The 15,364-nt window shown below is 59.2% G+C and carries 13 protein-coding genes; 10 read left to right on the forward strand and 3 right to left on the reverse strand.

Going from position 1 to position 15,364, the window contains the following annotated elements:
- Positions 1-30: 30 nt before the first annotated feature.
- The 8 genes from YH62_RS05580 to YH62_RS05615 all read left to right on the forward strand — a co-directional run bounded on the left by YH62_RS05580 (position 31) and on the right by YH62_RS05615 (position 10,687).
- Positions 31-2,271 carry a type I secretion system permease/ATPase gene (locus YH62_RS05580; protein WP_046793198.1) on the forward strand — a complete coding sequence of 747 codons (2,241 nt, stop codon included), beginning with the start codon at positions 31-33 and terminating at the stop codon, positions 2,269-2,271.
- Between the two features lie 10 nt (positions 2,272-2,281).
- A complete protein-coding gene (locus tag YH62_RS05585; RefSeq protein WP_046793199.1) occupies positions 2,282-3,478 on the forward strand; it encodes an HlyD family type I secretion periplasmic adaptor subunit in 1,197 nt (398 codons plus the stop codon).
- 189 nt (positions 3,479-3,667) lie between these two features.
- Positions 3,668-5,206: a hypothetical protein gene (locus tag YH62_RS05590; RefSeq protein WP_137326736.1), complete on the forward strand. Its 1,539-nt coding sequence runs from the start codon at positions 3,668-3,670 to the stop codon at positions 5,204-5,206.
- A gap of 438 nt (positions 5,207-5,644) precedes the next feature.
- Entirely contained in the window at positions 5,645-6,472 is an 828-nt protein-coding gene (locus YH62_RS05595; RefSeq protein WP_046793200.1) for a metallophosphoesterase, read from the forward strand.
- Entirely contained in the window at positions 6,469-7,623 is a 1,155-nt protein-coding gene (locus tag YH62_RS05600) for an ABC transporter ATP-binding protein (protein ID WP_046793201.1), read from the forward strand. Before YH62_RS05595 ends, YH62_RS05600 begins: the two co-directional genes overlap by 4 nt.
- Positions 7,616-8,548, forward strand: coding sequence for a sugar ABC transporter permease (locus tag YH62_RS05605; RefSeq protein WP_046793202.1), 933 nt, complete (start codon positions 7,616-7,618; stop codon positions 8,546-8,548). Before YH62_RS05600 ends, YH62_RS05605 begins: the two co-directional genes overlap by 8 nt.
- Positions 8,545-9,381, forward strand: coding sequence for a carbohydrate ABC transporter permease (locus YH62_RS05610; protein ID WP_046793203.1), 837 nt, complete (start codon positions 8,545-8,547; stop codon positions 9,379-9,381). The genes YH62_RS05605 and YH62_RS05610 overlap by 4 nt, the downstream gene beginning before the upstream one ends.
- A gap of 40 nt (positions 9,382-9,421) precedes the next feature.
- Positions 9,422-10,687 (forward strand): ABC transporter substrate-binding protein, encoded by a 1,266-nt coding sequence (locus tag YH62_RS05615; RefSeq protein WP_046793204.1) that lies wholly within the window; start codon positions 9,422-9,424, stop codon positions 10,685-10,687.
- A 60-nt stretch (positions 10,688-10,747) separates the two neighbouring features.
- Here the strand turns inward: YH62_RS05615 and YH62_RS05620 are convergent, their stop codons facing one another.
- Positions 10,748-11,743: a substrate-binding domain-containing protein gene (locus YH62_RS05620; RefSeq protein WP_046793682.1), complete on the reverse strand. Its 996-nt coding sequence runs from the start codon at positions 11,741-11,743 to the stop codon at positions 10,748-10,750.
- A 178-nt stretch (positions 11,744-11,921) separates the two neighbouring features.
- Here YH62_RS05620 and YH62_RS05625 point away from each other — a divergent pair, with 178 nt between their 5' ends.
- Positions 11,922-12,620 (forward strand): pentapeptide repeat-containing protein, encoded by a 699-nt coding sequence (locus tag YH62_RS05625; RefSeq protein ID WP_046793205.1) that lies wholly within the window; start codon positions 11,922-11,924, stop codon positions 12,618-12,620.
- A 20-nt stretch (positions 12,621-12,640) separates the two neighbouring features.
- On the opposite strand, the gene YH62_RS05630 is transcribed toward YH62_RS05625, so the two are convergent.
- Together YH62_RS05630 and YH62_RS05635 are read right to left on the reverse strand one after the other, a co-directional pair.
- The gene (locus YH62_RS05630; protein WP_046793206.1) at positions 12,641-13,684 is read right to left on the reverse strand and encodes an LLM class oxidoreductase; all 1,044 of its coding nucleotides are present in this window, start codon (positions 13,682-13,684) and stop codon (positions 12,641-12,643) included.
- Between the two features lie 12 nt (positions 13,685-13,696).
- Positions 13,697-14,317: a glutathione S-transferase family protein gene (locus YH62_RS05635; RefSeq protein ID WP_046793207.1), complete on the reverse strand. Its 621-nt coding sequence runs from the start codon at positions 14,315-14,317 to the stop codon at positions 13,697-13,699.
- A 138-nt stretch (positions 14,318-14,455) separates the two neighbouring features.
- Here YH62_RS05635 and gcvA point away from each other — a divergent pair, with 138 nt between their 5' ends.
- Positions 14,456-15,358: a transcriptional regulator GcvA gene (gene gcvA / locus YH62_RS05640; protein WP_046793208.1), complete on the forward strand. Its 903-nt coding sequence runs from the start codon at positions 14,456-14,458 to the stop codon at positions 15,356-15,358.
- Positions 15,359-15,364: the final 6 nt, after the last annotated feature.

A 15,364-nucleotide genomic window follows, 5' to 3' on the forward strand; every position in this document is an offset into this window, starting at 1 on the left:
GGATCCGCGAAAATGGCAAGGGAAGGAAGAATGATTCATTCCTTGACTGGCTCTGAGATTACGGCCACCGACCTCATTCCGGGCGAAGCCTGGGTCGAGGTCCTCGGACATCTTGCAGAACGACTGGGGATTCCGCACTCGAAGTTCGCCGCCAGCTACTTCGCGATTGCGCAAGAAGATGTCCCGCCTGTCCAGCGTATCGAGCGCCTGGCGCGGCGGTTCGGAATTGAGGTGCGAGCGATCGAGCCTGTGGCAGCAGGCATTAGCGCGCGCCGGCTACCCATGCTGCTTCAGCTGCGCGACGGTTCTGTCGGGCTCGCAGTTTCCCTCGAGGGCGATCAGGTAAAGCTCATATTTGGCGGAGACAATGGGCACTGGACGGTGCTATCGCTGCAGGACCTGAGCGATCGCATCGCCTATCTTCTTATCGGGCGCGATGCGCGGCAGAGCGCCGATAAGCGTGTCGAGCAGGTCCCGGCAAGGAGTGGAAGCTGGTTTCACGAGCTCGCGCTCAAGGACCTTCGTCCCTATGGTTATGTGCTGCTGGCGACATTCATCGCAAACACCCTGTCGCTGGCTGGCGTCATCTTCTCCATGCAGGTCTATGATCGGGCCGTGCCGGCGCAGTCCATGACGACATTGTCTGTCCTGTTTAGCGGCGTCATGCTTGCCTTAGGGTTTGATTTCATGATCCGGCGCGTGCGGGCCGCCATCATCGACGTCGTGGGTAAGCGCGCCGACATAAAGATCTCTGATCGCGTCTTCGGGCATGCATTGCGCGTCAAGAACCAACACCGCCCGGTAGCGACGGGAACGTTCATTTCACAGTTGCGCGATCTGGAGCAGGTCCGAGAGCTGTTGACCTCTACCACGGTTGCCGCGATTGCCGACCTGCCGTTCTTTTTGATCTTCCTGGCGATGTTTTGGTATATCGGCGGTATCTTGGCCGTGATCCCGGCCGTTGCGCTGATACTGCTGGTGACGCCGGGCCTGCTTGCCCAAAGACGGCTGCGCAAGATTGCCGGGGAGGCCATGCGCGAATCCGCGCTACGCAACGCGATGCTTGTTGAAGCGGTTCAGGGAATGGAGGACATCAAGGTCCTCCAGGCGGAAAACCTATTCCAGCAACGGTGGAATACCTTTAACGCCGCGAACGCCGATTCCCAGCTGCGGCTCCGCTCGTTGACCAATACTTTGTCCAGCTGGGCGCATCTGGTGCAGACAGGAGTTTTCGCGGTTATCGTCTTCTGCGGCGCGCCGATTGTCATGGCTGGAGACATGACCACCGGCTCACTCGTTGCCTGCTCGATCCTTGGGTCTAGGATGATGGCTCCGATGGCGCAGCTTACACAGGTGCTGAGCCGGTATCAGCATGCCAAGATCGGACTGAAGGGCCTCACCAGCATCATGGAGCTGCCGCTCGATCATCCTGACAGCGAAACGAAAATCAATGTCAGCGGCCTTTCGGGCAGCTATCATTTCAAATCAGCATCCTTTTACTACGGGCAATTCTCCGGACGTCCGGCCCTCGTTTTGGAGAATTTCATGATGAATGCCGGTGACAAGGTCGCGCTGCTCGGTGGAAATGGCGCCGGCAAGTCGACATTTCTCCTGGCTTTATCCGGTATGATCGAGCCTGCTACCGGAGAGGCTTTGATCGACAATCTGGCTCTCGCCCATATCGATCCCCTGGATCTTAGGCGTGACGTCGGTCTCGTGTCGCAGCAATCGCGGCTCTTCTACGGCACCATCCGCGAAAACGTGATGCTTGGAGCGCAAAACGCTCCGCAGTCGGCGCTGCTAGATGCTCTTTCGATCACTGGGGCGGACGGTTTCATCCGTCTATTCCCGAGAGGACTCGATCATGTCATCCAGGAAGGCGGACGAGGATTGTCGGGTGGCCAGCAGCAATCCTTGCTTCTTTCACGGCTCATTATCCGTGATCCGAACGTTGTGCTCCTGGATGAGCCCACCGCCTCCATGGATGAAGTGACCGAGCGCCTCTTCATCGAACGCTTCAGGACATGGAGCAAAGGCAAGACGGTCGTGGTCGCGACCCACCGCATGCGCATGCTGGATATAGCAGAGCGGGTGGTCGCACTGGATGCTGGTCGCATTATCATGAACACGAGCAAGGCCGAAGCTCTCCTCAAGCTGAAGGCACAGCCGCGTACAACCGGTCCTTCTGCGTCAAACCGCACAGCTGCGGCGCGCCCGACCTCGGACCTCGTCCAGTCGAGCCGCCACGGTGCTTCCGTGTTAGAGATGTGAAGGTGCCGTAATGACTATTTTTGCCGATAATGACAAACTCGAAACCTGGCACTACGGCGGCGATGACGACGTTCGGCTTTCCCGTGCCAAGCGCGTTGTCGCGCTTTTTGCTTTATGCATATCAACCGGACTGCTTTGGGCCTATTTTGCGATACTTGACGAAGTCTCCACAGGTTCGGGACGGGTGGTCCCGATCCGCAAAGAACAGGTGGTACAGTCGCTTGAAGGTGGCATCCTGTCGATCTTGCATGTGCGGGAAAACCAGATCGTCGAAGCCGGGCAGATCTTGGCACAGCTTGATCCCACGATGACAGAGTCGGACGTGGGCGAATCTGCCGCAAAATATCGAGCCGCTCTGGCAAGCGCCTCGCGCCTTACCGCGGAGGTCAATCAACAGCCGCTGACGTTCCCTGAGGAGCTCGCCGCCTATTCCGACCTGATCACCAGCGAGACCCAGTTATTCGAAGCGCGCAAGCGCAACCTTACTGAAACGCTGTCCTGGATTGATGAATCGGCCGCGCTCGTGCGTGAAGAGCTTGCAGTGAATCAGGGGCTCTCAAAAATCGGAGCTGCAAGCGCCGTAGAGATCATCCGGTTGAAGCGAGAACTTGCGGAACTCGAATTGAAGAAGGTCGAGACCAGTACGCAATACGTCGTTTCGGCGCGCGAAGAACTCGCAAAGGCCAATGCGGAGGTCGCCTCGCTGCGATCTGTCATTAGTGGACAGGCAGACAGTTTGGCGCGCATGACCCTGCGATCTCCTGTGCGCGGCATTGTTAAAAATATTGAGGTTTCCACCATTGGCGGAGTAGTGCCGCCCAACGGGAAGCTCATGGACATCATTCCGCTCGGAGATCAGCTGCTGATCGAGGCACGGATTTCGCCGCGCGACATCGCGTTCATCCATCCCGGCCAACGGGCCACAGTCAAGATCACGGCGTACGACTACTCCATCTATGGGGCATTGCAAGGCAAGGTCACCACCATCTCGCCAGATACGATCCAGGACGAAATCGATCCGGAAATCTATTATTACCGGGTGTTCGTCGAAACCGAGAGCGACGCCCTGCTCAACCAAGCGGGCCAGCGGTTTCCCATTGCCCCGGGCATGATTGCAACAGTCGATATACATACTGGCGAGAAGAGCGTGCTCGACTATCTGATCAAGCCGTTCAACAAAGCACGCGAAGCAATGAGAGAACGTTGAGAGATGTCCGTGGCAATGTTTTCCTCCACACATTTGAATGAGATGCGCAGACAGGCAAAGGTGAGTTTTAAGCCTCTTGCATCCCCGCACCCCCCCGTCGTCCTTTTCTTCTCGTGTTCAGACGGTAGGGCCAGGGCGCAGGTAATAACGGCAACCGGCTCATCCTTCGAGTCCAGCTGGCAGAAGGGAATGGCGGCTATCCGTGAGTTGGCTTTGAAACTTGATCGCCCTTTGCGGTGGTTGCGGGTGGACTGGCCGGGCGAGGTTCACAAGGTTAACTGGGCTGGGCTTCGAGAGCTACTCTCGTCAACAAAACGCAACTATTTCCGCCTCGGTTTGGCACTTGATGAGGGTTTCTCCTGTGCCTTCCTGGAGCAGGAATTAAATGCCAACGCCATGCTCTATGGTGGCAAAGGAATTGACACCGCAACCTTGAATGAGAAGAATTTTCTGATCTACTTCAGGTCACGATTTCCGGGACTGCCGGAACCGGATTTTTGCAGCAGCCAGCCGATTTACCTGTTTTCCGGCGCCGGCCTGTTTCTGGATGGCGACGACATTTTTCCTCTGCATCCTACGGGTCTTAAGGCGGGCCGTCGAGTGGTGGGCGAGGCCGGAATACCTTTGCTTTCCTCGCTGATTTCCGACGCATCGCGCTATCTGACCAGGCAGGTTTGCCCAGACGGACTTTTCGTCTACGGCTATCACCCTTGCTTCGACCGACAGATCAACGCCTACAATACGCTGCGACACGCCAGCACGACCTACGCGATGATCGAAGCTTATGAACTCACACAAGATGAGGAGCTTCGGTGCGCGATCGAGCGGTCCCTTAAAAAGATGACGCACGACTTCATCAAGCAGGTCGATCTGGCAGATGGCACGCCAGCGGCCTTCCTTACGGAGCGCAACCTTGAAATCAAGCTAGGTGGCAATGCGGTTGCACTGCTGGCACTTGCCAAACATGCTCAGGTGTTTGGAACCGAGGCGAATGCCGCCTTGATGGCCAGACTCGCGGAAGGCATTTGCTTCATGCAGGATCGCAAAAGCGGTGCGTTTCGTCATGTGCTCATGTTTCCCACACTTGAAACCCGTGAGCAATATCGGACCATTTACTACGAGGGAGAGGCGGCTTTTGCTCTGATGCGGCTCTATGAGCTCACCGGTGATCAAAAATGGCTTGATTCCGTCGAAATGGCATTTGGGCACTTTATCGCGAACAATTATGCACGACATCACGATCATTGGCTGGGATATTGCGTCAATGAACTGACACGATATCGGCCGCGCGAAGAGTATTTCCGTTTCGCGATAGACAATGTGGCCGACTATCTGGATTTCGTAGCAACACGCATTACCACCTTTCCAACGCTGCTGGAGTTGATGATGGCGACATCGCAAACGCTGACGCGCTTGAACTCACTTCCCGGACTTCGTCATCTGCTCGGGCTTGTTGATCTGAAGAAATTTGAAAAGGCCTTGGACAAACGCGTCCACCACCTGCTCAACGGCCATTTTTGGCCGGAATATGCGATGTTTATGCGAAATCCGGAGCGCATATTGGGCTCGTTCTTCATACGGCATCATGCGTTTCGTGTTCGCATAGACGATGTTGAACATTATCTTTCAGGCCTGATTGCCTACAAAGCATATCTCGAGAAGCAGATTTTGCGGCGATTGGGAGGAGGAGAAGAGAGTGGTCCGCAGCGTTTGGCAACTGTGGCCTGACAACGCCCTAGCCCGAGTGATCTCGAATGCTCCGCCTGCGGTTTATTGAGCTTAGGCATCGGCCAGCAACCGCATGACCTGTCAGAAAGACCAGCCATCAAAAAGAGAGAGGCCCGCGCCAGGCTGCCAAGCAGGGTATGGACCTCTCTACCGTCGAGATTGGGGTTTGGGGGAACGGCAGCCATATACTGCTGCTTAAGTGTTATCGGAGCTATCCTCAAAATTGAGGGGCTTGGCTGCCGAACATGATTGGGCGCCAACGCCCGTTCCCGGCGACAGCACTGATCTTTTCGCCTCGATTTCATGACAAAATTGAAAATTCGCTGAAAAGCGATTTCACATCACTGACACCGACCTCTCCTAAAGACGGCGCCAGAACGGCTGCCGGTCTCCATCGCGATCGTGCCGCAGCCAGGACCAGACCTGCGGAGCAGAACCGTGAAGATCATTCAGATCACCGATACCCATTTCAGCGCCCTGAAACCTCATTTCAATGGCAACTGGGAACCGCTCCGGCAATGGATCGAAGACCAGAAGCCTGATCTGGTCATCCATACCGGTGATCTTTCAGTCGATGGTGCCGGATACGAGGAAGATATCATCTTTGCGGCCGATCTGATCCGCCAGCTCTCCGTCCCGGTATTGCTTGTGCCGGGCAATCACGATGTCGGACATTTCTGCGCGCCGACGCAGCCCGTAACCACGGATCGCCTTGACCGCTGGCGCCGCCTTGTCGGCCCCGATCGCTGGTTCGAGGACCGCGCAGAATGGCGCTTGATCGGACTCAACAGCCTGCTTGTCGGTCTTAATGACGAAGAGGATGCGGCGCAGATGACCTGGTTTGAGGAGGCGCTTGCCTCCCGCGAACAGCGCCGCGTCGCGATCTTCGCACATAAGCCCCTTTTCGTGGACGATCCGCTGGAGGGCGAGACTGGCTATTGGGGTGTGCCGCAGGCGCTGCGGAGGCACTTCTTCGATCTTATGCGCCAGAACGAAGTGATGCTTTTCGCGAGCGGTCACCTGCATTGGAGCTGGGCGGGCAACCATGAGGCTCTCTCCCTCGTGTGGGCGCCGCCCGCCTCTTTCATCCTGGGAGATCTGGAGCGGGTCATGCCGGGCGAGCGACTCGTCGGTGCCGCCGTTCACGAGCTCGGCGAGAAGGTGGAAAGCCGGCTGGTCTCCGTTCCAGGGCTGATCCCATACCTGCTCGATGATGTCGTGGAGGAGGTCTATCCGCAGGCTGCAAAGAAGGTGGCCGCCGAATGAGTGTTCTTTCCCTCGACGGCATCACCAAGTCCTTTGGCGGCAACGCAATCCTCAAGGGTGTCAGCCTTGAGGCCGATCCCGGGGAATTCATCGCGCTGGTCGGCCCGTCGGGCTGCGGCAAGAGCACGCTCCTTCGCATCGTCGCCGGCCTGGAGCATGCCGATGGCGGTACGATCACGCTTGGCGGACGCGATCTCTCGTCGCTGAGAGCAGCCGACCGCAACGTGGCCATGGTGTTTCAATCCTACGCGCTTTATCCGCATCTGACGGCGGCCGCGAACATCGCCGTTCCGCTTGCTATGCGCCGGCTGACGACATGGCAGCGCATGCCGTTCATCGGCTCTTTCCTTCCTGGGCAGAAACAGATCCGCGCCGGCATCCGCCGGGAGGTTGAGGCGATGGCCGCCTCCCTCAAGATCAATCACCTCCTCGACCGCAAGCCGGGACAGATGTCGGGCGGTCAGCGTCAGCGCGTCGCGCTTGCGAGGGCCATGGTGCGTCACCCCGGTCTGTTCCTGATGGACGAGCCGCTCTCGAACCTCGACGCCAACCTTCGCGTCCATGCCCGTGGCGAGATCGTGGAACTGCACCGGAAATCCGGCGTGCCGGCACTCTACGTCACGCACGACCAGTCTGAAGCACTCTCCATGGCAAGCCGCGTTGCGGTCATGATCGGCGGCCAGCTGCTGCAGCTTGCCACACCGCAGGCGATCTACGACGATCCCGCTCACATCGAGGTAGCCCGTTTCATTGGCCAGCCCCGCATCAATCTGCTGCCGGCGAAGGTCGGTGCCGGAGGTCGCGTGCAATTCGGCCCAATTGCGCTGTGTTCACCTGAGCTGGCCACTGGAGCCGAGGTGACGATCGGCATCCGCCCGGAATTCGTCGGGTTGGTGGAGACATCCGGCCTTCCGGCTAGGGTGCAGCGCCTGGAATTCCTGGGTTCCGAAGTGACCGCTTTCGCGCGGCTCAACGCGATCGGCGAGACAGTCGTGATGAAGTTGACGCCTTCCGAAGCGAAAGGGATTGGCGCCGGCCAGCCGGTCCATCTCGCCATGCAGCCTGAAAAGGCCATGGTTTTTGACGGAGATGGCAGGCGATTGGCCGTGCAGGCGGAAGTGGCGCTTATTCCGGAGCGATCCCATGGCTGACGCGACGGCGGACCTGCATTTCACATCGGCGGAAGTGGCGCAGTGCAAGGCGGCCACGCGCGAAGCCCGCATCGCCTGGCTGCTCGCCGCGCCAGCGCTCGTTCTGATGACGCTCTTCATCATCCTGCCGGTCGTCGCGGTCCTTGTTCTCGGCTTTACCGATTTCGAACTGGGATATGACGACTTCCGTTTCGTGGGCTTCGAAAACTACGCGGAACTGTTTTCCGACCGGACGTTTCGCATATCGCTGTGGAATACCTTGGCCTATGCCGCGATCGTCACGCCGTTTTCGATCCTGATCGGGCTCGGCATCGCCATGCTGATCGAGAGCGAGACGAAAGGGCGAGCTTTCTTCCGCACGATCTATTTCCTGCCCGTCGCATCGCTTCTCGTCGCTATGGCGACCGTCTGGCAATATATGCTGCATCCGAGCATCGGGCCGGTCAACATGGCGCTCGCGCTCTTCGGCATCCAAGGGCCGAACTGGCTCGGCTCATCCAGCACCGTATTGTTGAGCCTGGCCATTGTCGGCATCTGGCAGTCGGTCGGCTTCAATATGGTGCTGTTTCTCGCGGGTCTCACCGCCATTCCCCGCGAGCTCTATGCCGCGGCGGAGGTGGATGGCGCCCGTTCGGCCTTCGATCGGTTTCGCCTCGTCACGTGGCCGATGCTCGGGCCGACCACGCTCTTCGTCGTCGTCATTAGCATCATAAATTCCGTCAAGGTGTTCGAGACGGTGAAGACACTGACAGAGGGCGGGCCCAACAAGGCTTCCGAAGTGCTGCTCTTCACCATCTACCAGGAGGGCTTCGTCTATCTGCGCGTTGGCTACGCCTCTGCCATGACGGTGGTCTTCCTCGCCATTCTCGTGGCGCTGATGTTCCTCCAATACCGTGTCCTCGACCGCCAGGTGCATTACTCATGAACCAGTCGCGTCTTTCGATCGGCCGCATCATCCGTTTCGGTCTGCTTTCCCTCGGCGCTCTCGTCTTCGCCGCGCCCTACATCTTCATGATCTCCACGGCTGGCAAGTCGCAGAGCGAGATATTCTCTTCCTCGCTGTCGCTCGTCCCCGAAACCTGGAGCTACGGCGCCAATGTCATGAAGGCCCTGACGCGGGTATCCATGCCGACGCTGCTCCTGAACGGGCTGATCGTGTGCGGGCTCATCCTCGTCATCCAGGTCGTGGTCGCCATCCCTTGCGCCTATGCCACCGCCAAGCTGAAGTTTCGCGCGGCAAAGGCCATGATGGGCCTGGTGATGCTCGGGTTGCTGGTTCCGATCCACGCCACCGCCTTACCCCTTTATGTCGCCTTCGACCGGCTGGCGATATTGAACAGCTACACGGCGCTCGTTGCTCCGTTCTCGATCTCCGTCTTCGCGATCTTCCTGTTCTTGCAGTTCTTCCGCGCCATGCCGGACGATCTGATCCACGCGGCAAGGCTGGACGGTATGTCGGAGGCCGGCATCGTCGCGCGGGTGATCGTGCCGAACGCCTGGCCCGCCATCACCGCCTTTGCGATCTTCTCCGTCGTGGCGCATTGGAACGACCTGTTCTGGCCGCTGATCGTCGTCACCAACCAGAACTACGCACCCCCGCCGCTCGGCCTGCTCTATTTTCGCGCTGCCGAGGCCGGAGACGATTACGGCGCGCTGATGGCCGCAACCCTCATCATCACCCTTCCCCTGGTGCTCGCATTTCTCGCCGCACAGAAACGCTTCATCGAGGGCATCACCATGACCGGTCTCAAAGGCTGACCGGTTTTTCTTCACCATCGTCAACACAGGAAACCGTGCCATGAAATTCATCAGACACGCTCTTGCCGCAGCGGCAGTTTCGGCAGCGATCACGCTTCCGGCCCATGCCGAAACCACCCTGACCGTGCACTACCCGATGCCGGGCTTCTTCAAGGATGTGATGGACAACATCTCCAAGAAGTTCATGGAGGAAAATCCGGACATCAAGATCCAGTTCGCCAATCCTTCCGCGACCTATGAGGAAGGCATCCAGACGATCATGCGCCAGGCCGGCACGGCGGAAATGCCGGATATCACCTTCATCGGATTGAACCGCCTGCGCATGGTTAACGAGCGCGACATTCCGGTCGATCTCGCGCCTTTCATCGCCGCCGACGGCAACATGGCCGAGCAGGGTTTTTCCGATAACATCCTGAAGCTGGCCCAGGTCAACGGCAAGCAGGTGGGCCTTGCTTTCGCGACCTCCAATCCGATCATGTACTATAATGCCGATCTGGTGCGCAAAGCGGGCGGCGATCCGGAAAATCCACCGAAGACCTGGGATGAGGTCATCGAGCTTGCCACCAAGATCAAGGCGCTCGGCGATGGCGTGGAAGGTATCGACTTTCGCTGGCAGGGCGACGACTGGATGTTCTCGGCCCTCCTGTTCGGCGCCGGCGGCACCATGCTGAGCCCGGACGAGAAGACCGTGGCCTTCAATGACGAACACGGTAAGAAGGCGGTAGCGGTGCTGGAAAACATGGTGAAGTCGGGAGCGTTGCCGGTCTTCACCAAGCAGGCTGGCGAACAGGCTTTTGTCGCGGGCAAGGTCGGCTTTGCCTTCCAGACCACCGGCGCGCTGCGCAACACGATCAAGAGCGTCGGAGACAAGTTCGATCTGCGCACCTCCAAGATCCCGCTGATCGATGCGGCAAATGGTAAGCTGCCGACCGGCGGCAATGCCGTCGTCATCCTCACCCGCGACGCAGAGAAGCAGAAGGCCGCCTGGACGTTCGCCAAATTCGCCGCCGGTCCTTATGGCGCCTCCGTCGTGGTTCCCGGCACGGGCTATGTGCCGAACAATGAGCTGGCCGCGAAATCTGCGGAATACCTCGGCGATTTCTACAACGAAAACCCCCTTTTCGTTGCCGGCCTTTCACAGATGGACCGCATGATCCCCTGGTATTCCTTCCCCGGCTCCAACGGCGTGAAGGTTACCCAGACGATCGTTGAAAACCTGTCGCGCGTCGTCGAACAGCAGGCGACGGGCGAGGAAGCACTGGATGATGCTGCCAAGGAAGTGAAAAGGCTTCTGCCGCGCAGCTAAGCCGTCTTCCAGACGACTTGCTGGAAGGGGCGCTTGCCGGCGCCCCTTTTTGCTTTTGATCTAACCGCCAGCCTGCCGGATATCGCGCACGGTCTCTCCGGCAAACAGCCGATGATCGAGGCGCAGATGTCTGGCCGGCGCGCTGGCGGCAATGTCGAGGAGCAAGGAAGCGGCAGCCGTTCCCATGCTGGCATCTGGCATTTCGATGGTGGTAAGGGGCCGGTCGATCAGCCGGCCAATGGAAATCCCGTCGAAGCCGGCGACCGACATGTCATCCGGTACGGACATCCCCTGCCGTCTGAGCGCGCCGATCACGCCGAGCGCCATCAGATCATTGGAGCCGATAATGGCGGTCGGCTTGAAATGTTCGACGGCATCGATGAGGTCGAGATTGTCGTAGCCGTCCACAAAGGCGATCTGCACGGCATCGAGGGGAGCGATGCCGTTTTCCTTCATCGCCCGGCAATATCCCTTGTAGCGCAACAAGGCGCGATCGGAAGACGTGAAGTGCCCGGAAACGAAGAGAATCCGGCTATGTCCTTTTGACAGGATGAAGCGCGTGATCTCATGACCGGCGGCGAAATTGTCGACAGTGACGGCGGCGGAAAAGCGGCCCATCGGTAGATTGTTGAGGAGCACGGTCGGCGGCAGCTCCTTCTTCAGCACCTCGCTGTCCCCGGTGCCACAGAGCGTCAGAATAAGGCCGATCGGGCGCTGCGCCAGAAGCGTCGCAACGGCGGCCAGTTCCTCGTCGGGCTCGTAGTTGGAAAGTGCGATGAGCACGCCATGGCCGGCTGCCTGCATCCGATGCTGGATGCCCCCAACTGAAGCGGAAAAAACCGGGTTCGTTATGCTCGGCACCAGAACACCGACGACCGGCCGTCCGCGTTTGCCGCTCGTCGTCCTGCTGCCGGAAGCGCCATAGCCGATCTCGGCCGCGGCGCGACGGACACGCCGCTCCATGTCCTCGCTCACCGGACCCGTGCCGTTGAGAACACGGCTTGCCGTGCTGATGGAGCAGCCTGCGCGACTGGCGACGTCTTCAAGCGTGGCGATCGCACGCATCCGGTAGACCCTCACCCCTGGTGGCCATTAGCAAGCGCAAGATATTTCGTCCTGGCCCACCGGCGTCTTATAGCGATCCGGTCCCATCGGGAAAAGGACCACGCCAGAGGTCCAATTGCGGCCGGTCGTGATACAACGTTGCAAATCAGGATCGAGCGGGGAGCAGCCGATGGATGCCATAGATGATGATTTCGATGTCATCCTGGAGAACGAGGAACTGAGCCGGCTGGAGATCGAGCGCCATGCCGATGCCGGCCGGCGTCTCAAGCTGACCAACTGCGTAATGGAGGGCGAAGATCTTGCCCGGCTTCACCTCACGCGATGGCATTTCGAGCGGTGCAGATTGATCCGCGCCGAGTTCGACGGCAGCGCACTTGAAGAGTCGCGATTTGTGGGATGCAGGGGAGCTTTCGCAAGTTTTAATGGTGCGGACCTGACCGAGGCTATCATTGACGGAGGTGACTTCAACAACGCCAGCTTCCGCCGCTCGTCGCTGGCCCACGCCAAGCTTCTGCGATGCAAAATGACCGGCGCGGACTTGTCAGATGTGAAAAACCTCGGCTTGAAGCTGGAGGAGGTGATGCTTTCGCTCGCGAAACTTCCAAAGCTGTCATTCCGTAAGTCCCTGCTAAATCAGGTCGATTTCAGCGATGCCGATCTCCATGCTTGCGATTTTCGGGAAACGGTTTTTGCCGGCTGCTCGCTGCGCGACGCCAATCTCGTGGATTGCCGCTTCGAAGATGCCGACCTCAGGGGCGCCGACATCGGCGGCATCAAGCTTACCGATGTCAAATCTTTCAAAGGAGCCGTAATATCAAAAGCGCAGGCTGCCGAACTGGTCGGACAGTTGGGTCTCAAGGTGGCGTAAGGATGATTTCTCCCGCCTGCTCACCATCGTGCCGCCAAAGGCGCCGGACCATCATGGGAGGGGAAAAGCGGCAAAACGTCCTCGGCCAGTTCCTGGATGATTTCCGCCGCTGGGCGCTCAGCGAACTGGATGCCGAGCGCGGCGTGGTTCACGCCAGCCTCCCGCCACTCGCCCAGGAGATCGATCAATCCCTTGCGTCCCGTGCGTAGTACGAACCCCCCGCGCAGAGGCGTGCGGGGAAAATCCGCATCCTCGACCAGATCCAGCCATTCGTTGGTCATATGCGGGCGGAAACCACGATCGGGTATGCGCGCTCGCCAGGCGTGAATGTTTTGCGCCAGGCGCTTCGGTCCCTCCGAGTTGTGAGCGGCCTGTGGATAGGTCAGCCAGCCGTCGGCATGGGCGGCGATCCAGTCCGGAGGCTGGCGGCTCGATCCGGTCACGATGAGCGGGATGCGACCCGTCACGGCTTTCGGGAACATATCCGCGCCTTGCAGCGTGCCGAGATGTCCCCGCAATGCGGGCGTACCCTGGCCGACCAGTTGGCGGAACCAATAAACGGCCTCCGCAAATCGGGCCGCACGGCTGTCGAAGTCGATGCCGTAGGCGGGAAACTCCACCGGACGGTCACCCGAGGCAATACCCATGATCAATCTCCCGCCCGAGAGGTGATCGATGGTGGTGGCCATTTTCGCCAGATCGATCGGATGGCGGAGCGAAAACACCGCGCTTCCCGTCGCCAGCGCGACATGAGAGGTCCGGGCAGCCAGCCAGGCCATATAGGTGAAAGGGTCGAACACCTGCCCAGCGTCGCCAAAGCCCGGATCGAAGAGCGGCACATCGCGCAGCCAGACGGCGGCAAAGCCGAGCTGATCGATCTTTGCAACGAGATCCCCCTGTGACTGCAATACCGCCATGTCTCCTTGCCAGAACCGCAGAGGAAGGAAGATGCCAAGGGTTAGCCGGTCCGGTGCGAACATGCGACGATAGCCAGGATGGACGACGAAAGCGTCAGCGGAAGCGCCGCCTGGGATCACGCCCTGCGGGTGATGAGCAATTTGCATTGAATTGTCCTTTCAAGGGGCCGTCGCGGGTTCAGGCAGGATGATGCCGCGCTGCACGGCAGGCCGGGCCGCCATCTGCGAGTGCCAGCGCGACAGATGGCGGTGATGGGCGAGGGAAAAACCACAGATCTCCGTGATATGGGTCCAGCCGAAGGTCGCTATGTCGGCGATGGAATAGTCGTTACCCGCAAGCCATTCGTGCTCGCCCAGTCGGACGTCCAATGTGGCGAAAGCCTCCTCACTCAGGCGGCGATAACGGTCGATGGCCGGGGCAATCTTCTCATCTGCGAAAATCTCGAAATGCACTCGCTGCCCCAAGATCGGGCCCATACTGGCGGCATGGAACTGCAGCCATTTGATCGCTTCCCAACGGGCAAGGCCATCGGGTAGAAGTCTGCCGCTCATCTCCGCGAGATAAAGCAGAATCGCCGCGGATTCGAACAGGACGGCGCCAGTCTCGTCATCCGACAGCACCGGAACACGTCCATGCGGGTTCAGCGCCAGAAACTCCGGCGCGCGGTGTTCGCCCTTGTCGATACGGACATGGACGAGGCGCCATGGCAGGCCGAGTTCCTCCAGCGCGATCGTGGCCTTGAAACCATTGGGTGAGGCATCGGTGTAAAGCGTCAGCATGCTAGTGCCGGAATCATTGGTCATCCTCTGAATTAAGCCAGGCTCATCTTTTGAGGCCGGGATGACTTCACTAATATATGGACAGTATGTCGTTCTGAAACGATACGATCTCGTCAAAGACATTAGGAATTCTAAATTATGAACCCTGTTCTACCCCTTCTGGCACTGCGTGCCTTTGCCGAGACGGGCCGTCACCGCAGCGTAAAGCGCGCGGCCGAAGCGATGGGGGTAACACCGGGTGCCGTTAGCCAGCAGATTCGTCTTCTGGAGGAGCGCGTCGGCATTCCGCTCTTCACGCGCACCCGCTATGGGGTCGATCTGACCGCAGCTGGCGCCGAGGCATACCCCGCGCTGGTAGCAGCCTTCGACCAGATCAGCCGCAGCATGGAACGGCTGCAGGCTGCACGCGCTCGGCCAACGTTGACGATCAGTACGGTGCCTTCTTTCGCGGCCTCGTGGCTGGTTCCGCGTCTCGGGCGCTTCACCGCAAACCATCCAGATGTTGAGGTGCGGGTCGAGGCAAGTTCCGCCTTGGTCGACCTGCGCCGCGATAGGGTTGATATCGCCATCCGCCATGGGCTTGGGCACTATCCAGGCCTCAGGACCGAGCGCCTTATGGCTCCGGTCTTTCTGCCGGTTGCCTCGCCTGCCTTGCTGGCCTCCGGCCCAAAAATTCGCATGCCAGCCGATTGCCTGAACTGGCCGCTCTTGCAGGATTCCGACCGGGCGGACTGGCGGCTCTGGTTCAGTGCATTAGGTCTCCCAAATGATCCAAGGGCCGATCGCGGGCCATCGTTCGATGACGATCTGCTACTGATCCGCTCCGCTATTGCCGGTCAGGGTCTGGCCCTGGTGCGTGACATATACGCGACGGAGGAGATTGAAGCAGGTCGACTTGCGCTGGCGCTCAACATCACTTGGCCGACCGATTTTGCATACTACGCGGTGGCGTTACCGGAAGGCTCTCAACTCAAACCAATCGACGCTTTCCTCTCGTGGCTGAAGACGGAAGCGACGGCAGAGCCAACCAGGTTTGTGTGAGCTTTT

The sequence above is a fragment of the Rhizobium sp. LC145 genome, assembly GCF_001005825.1.
Classification (GTDB): Bacteria; Pseudomonadota; Alphaproteobacteria; order Rhizobiales; family Rhizobiaceae; genus Neorhizobium.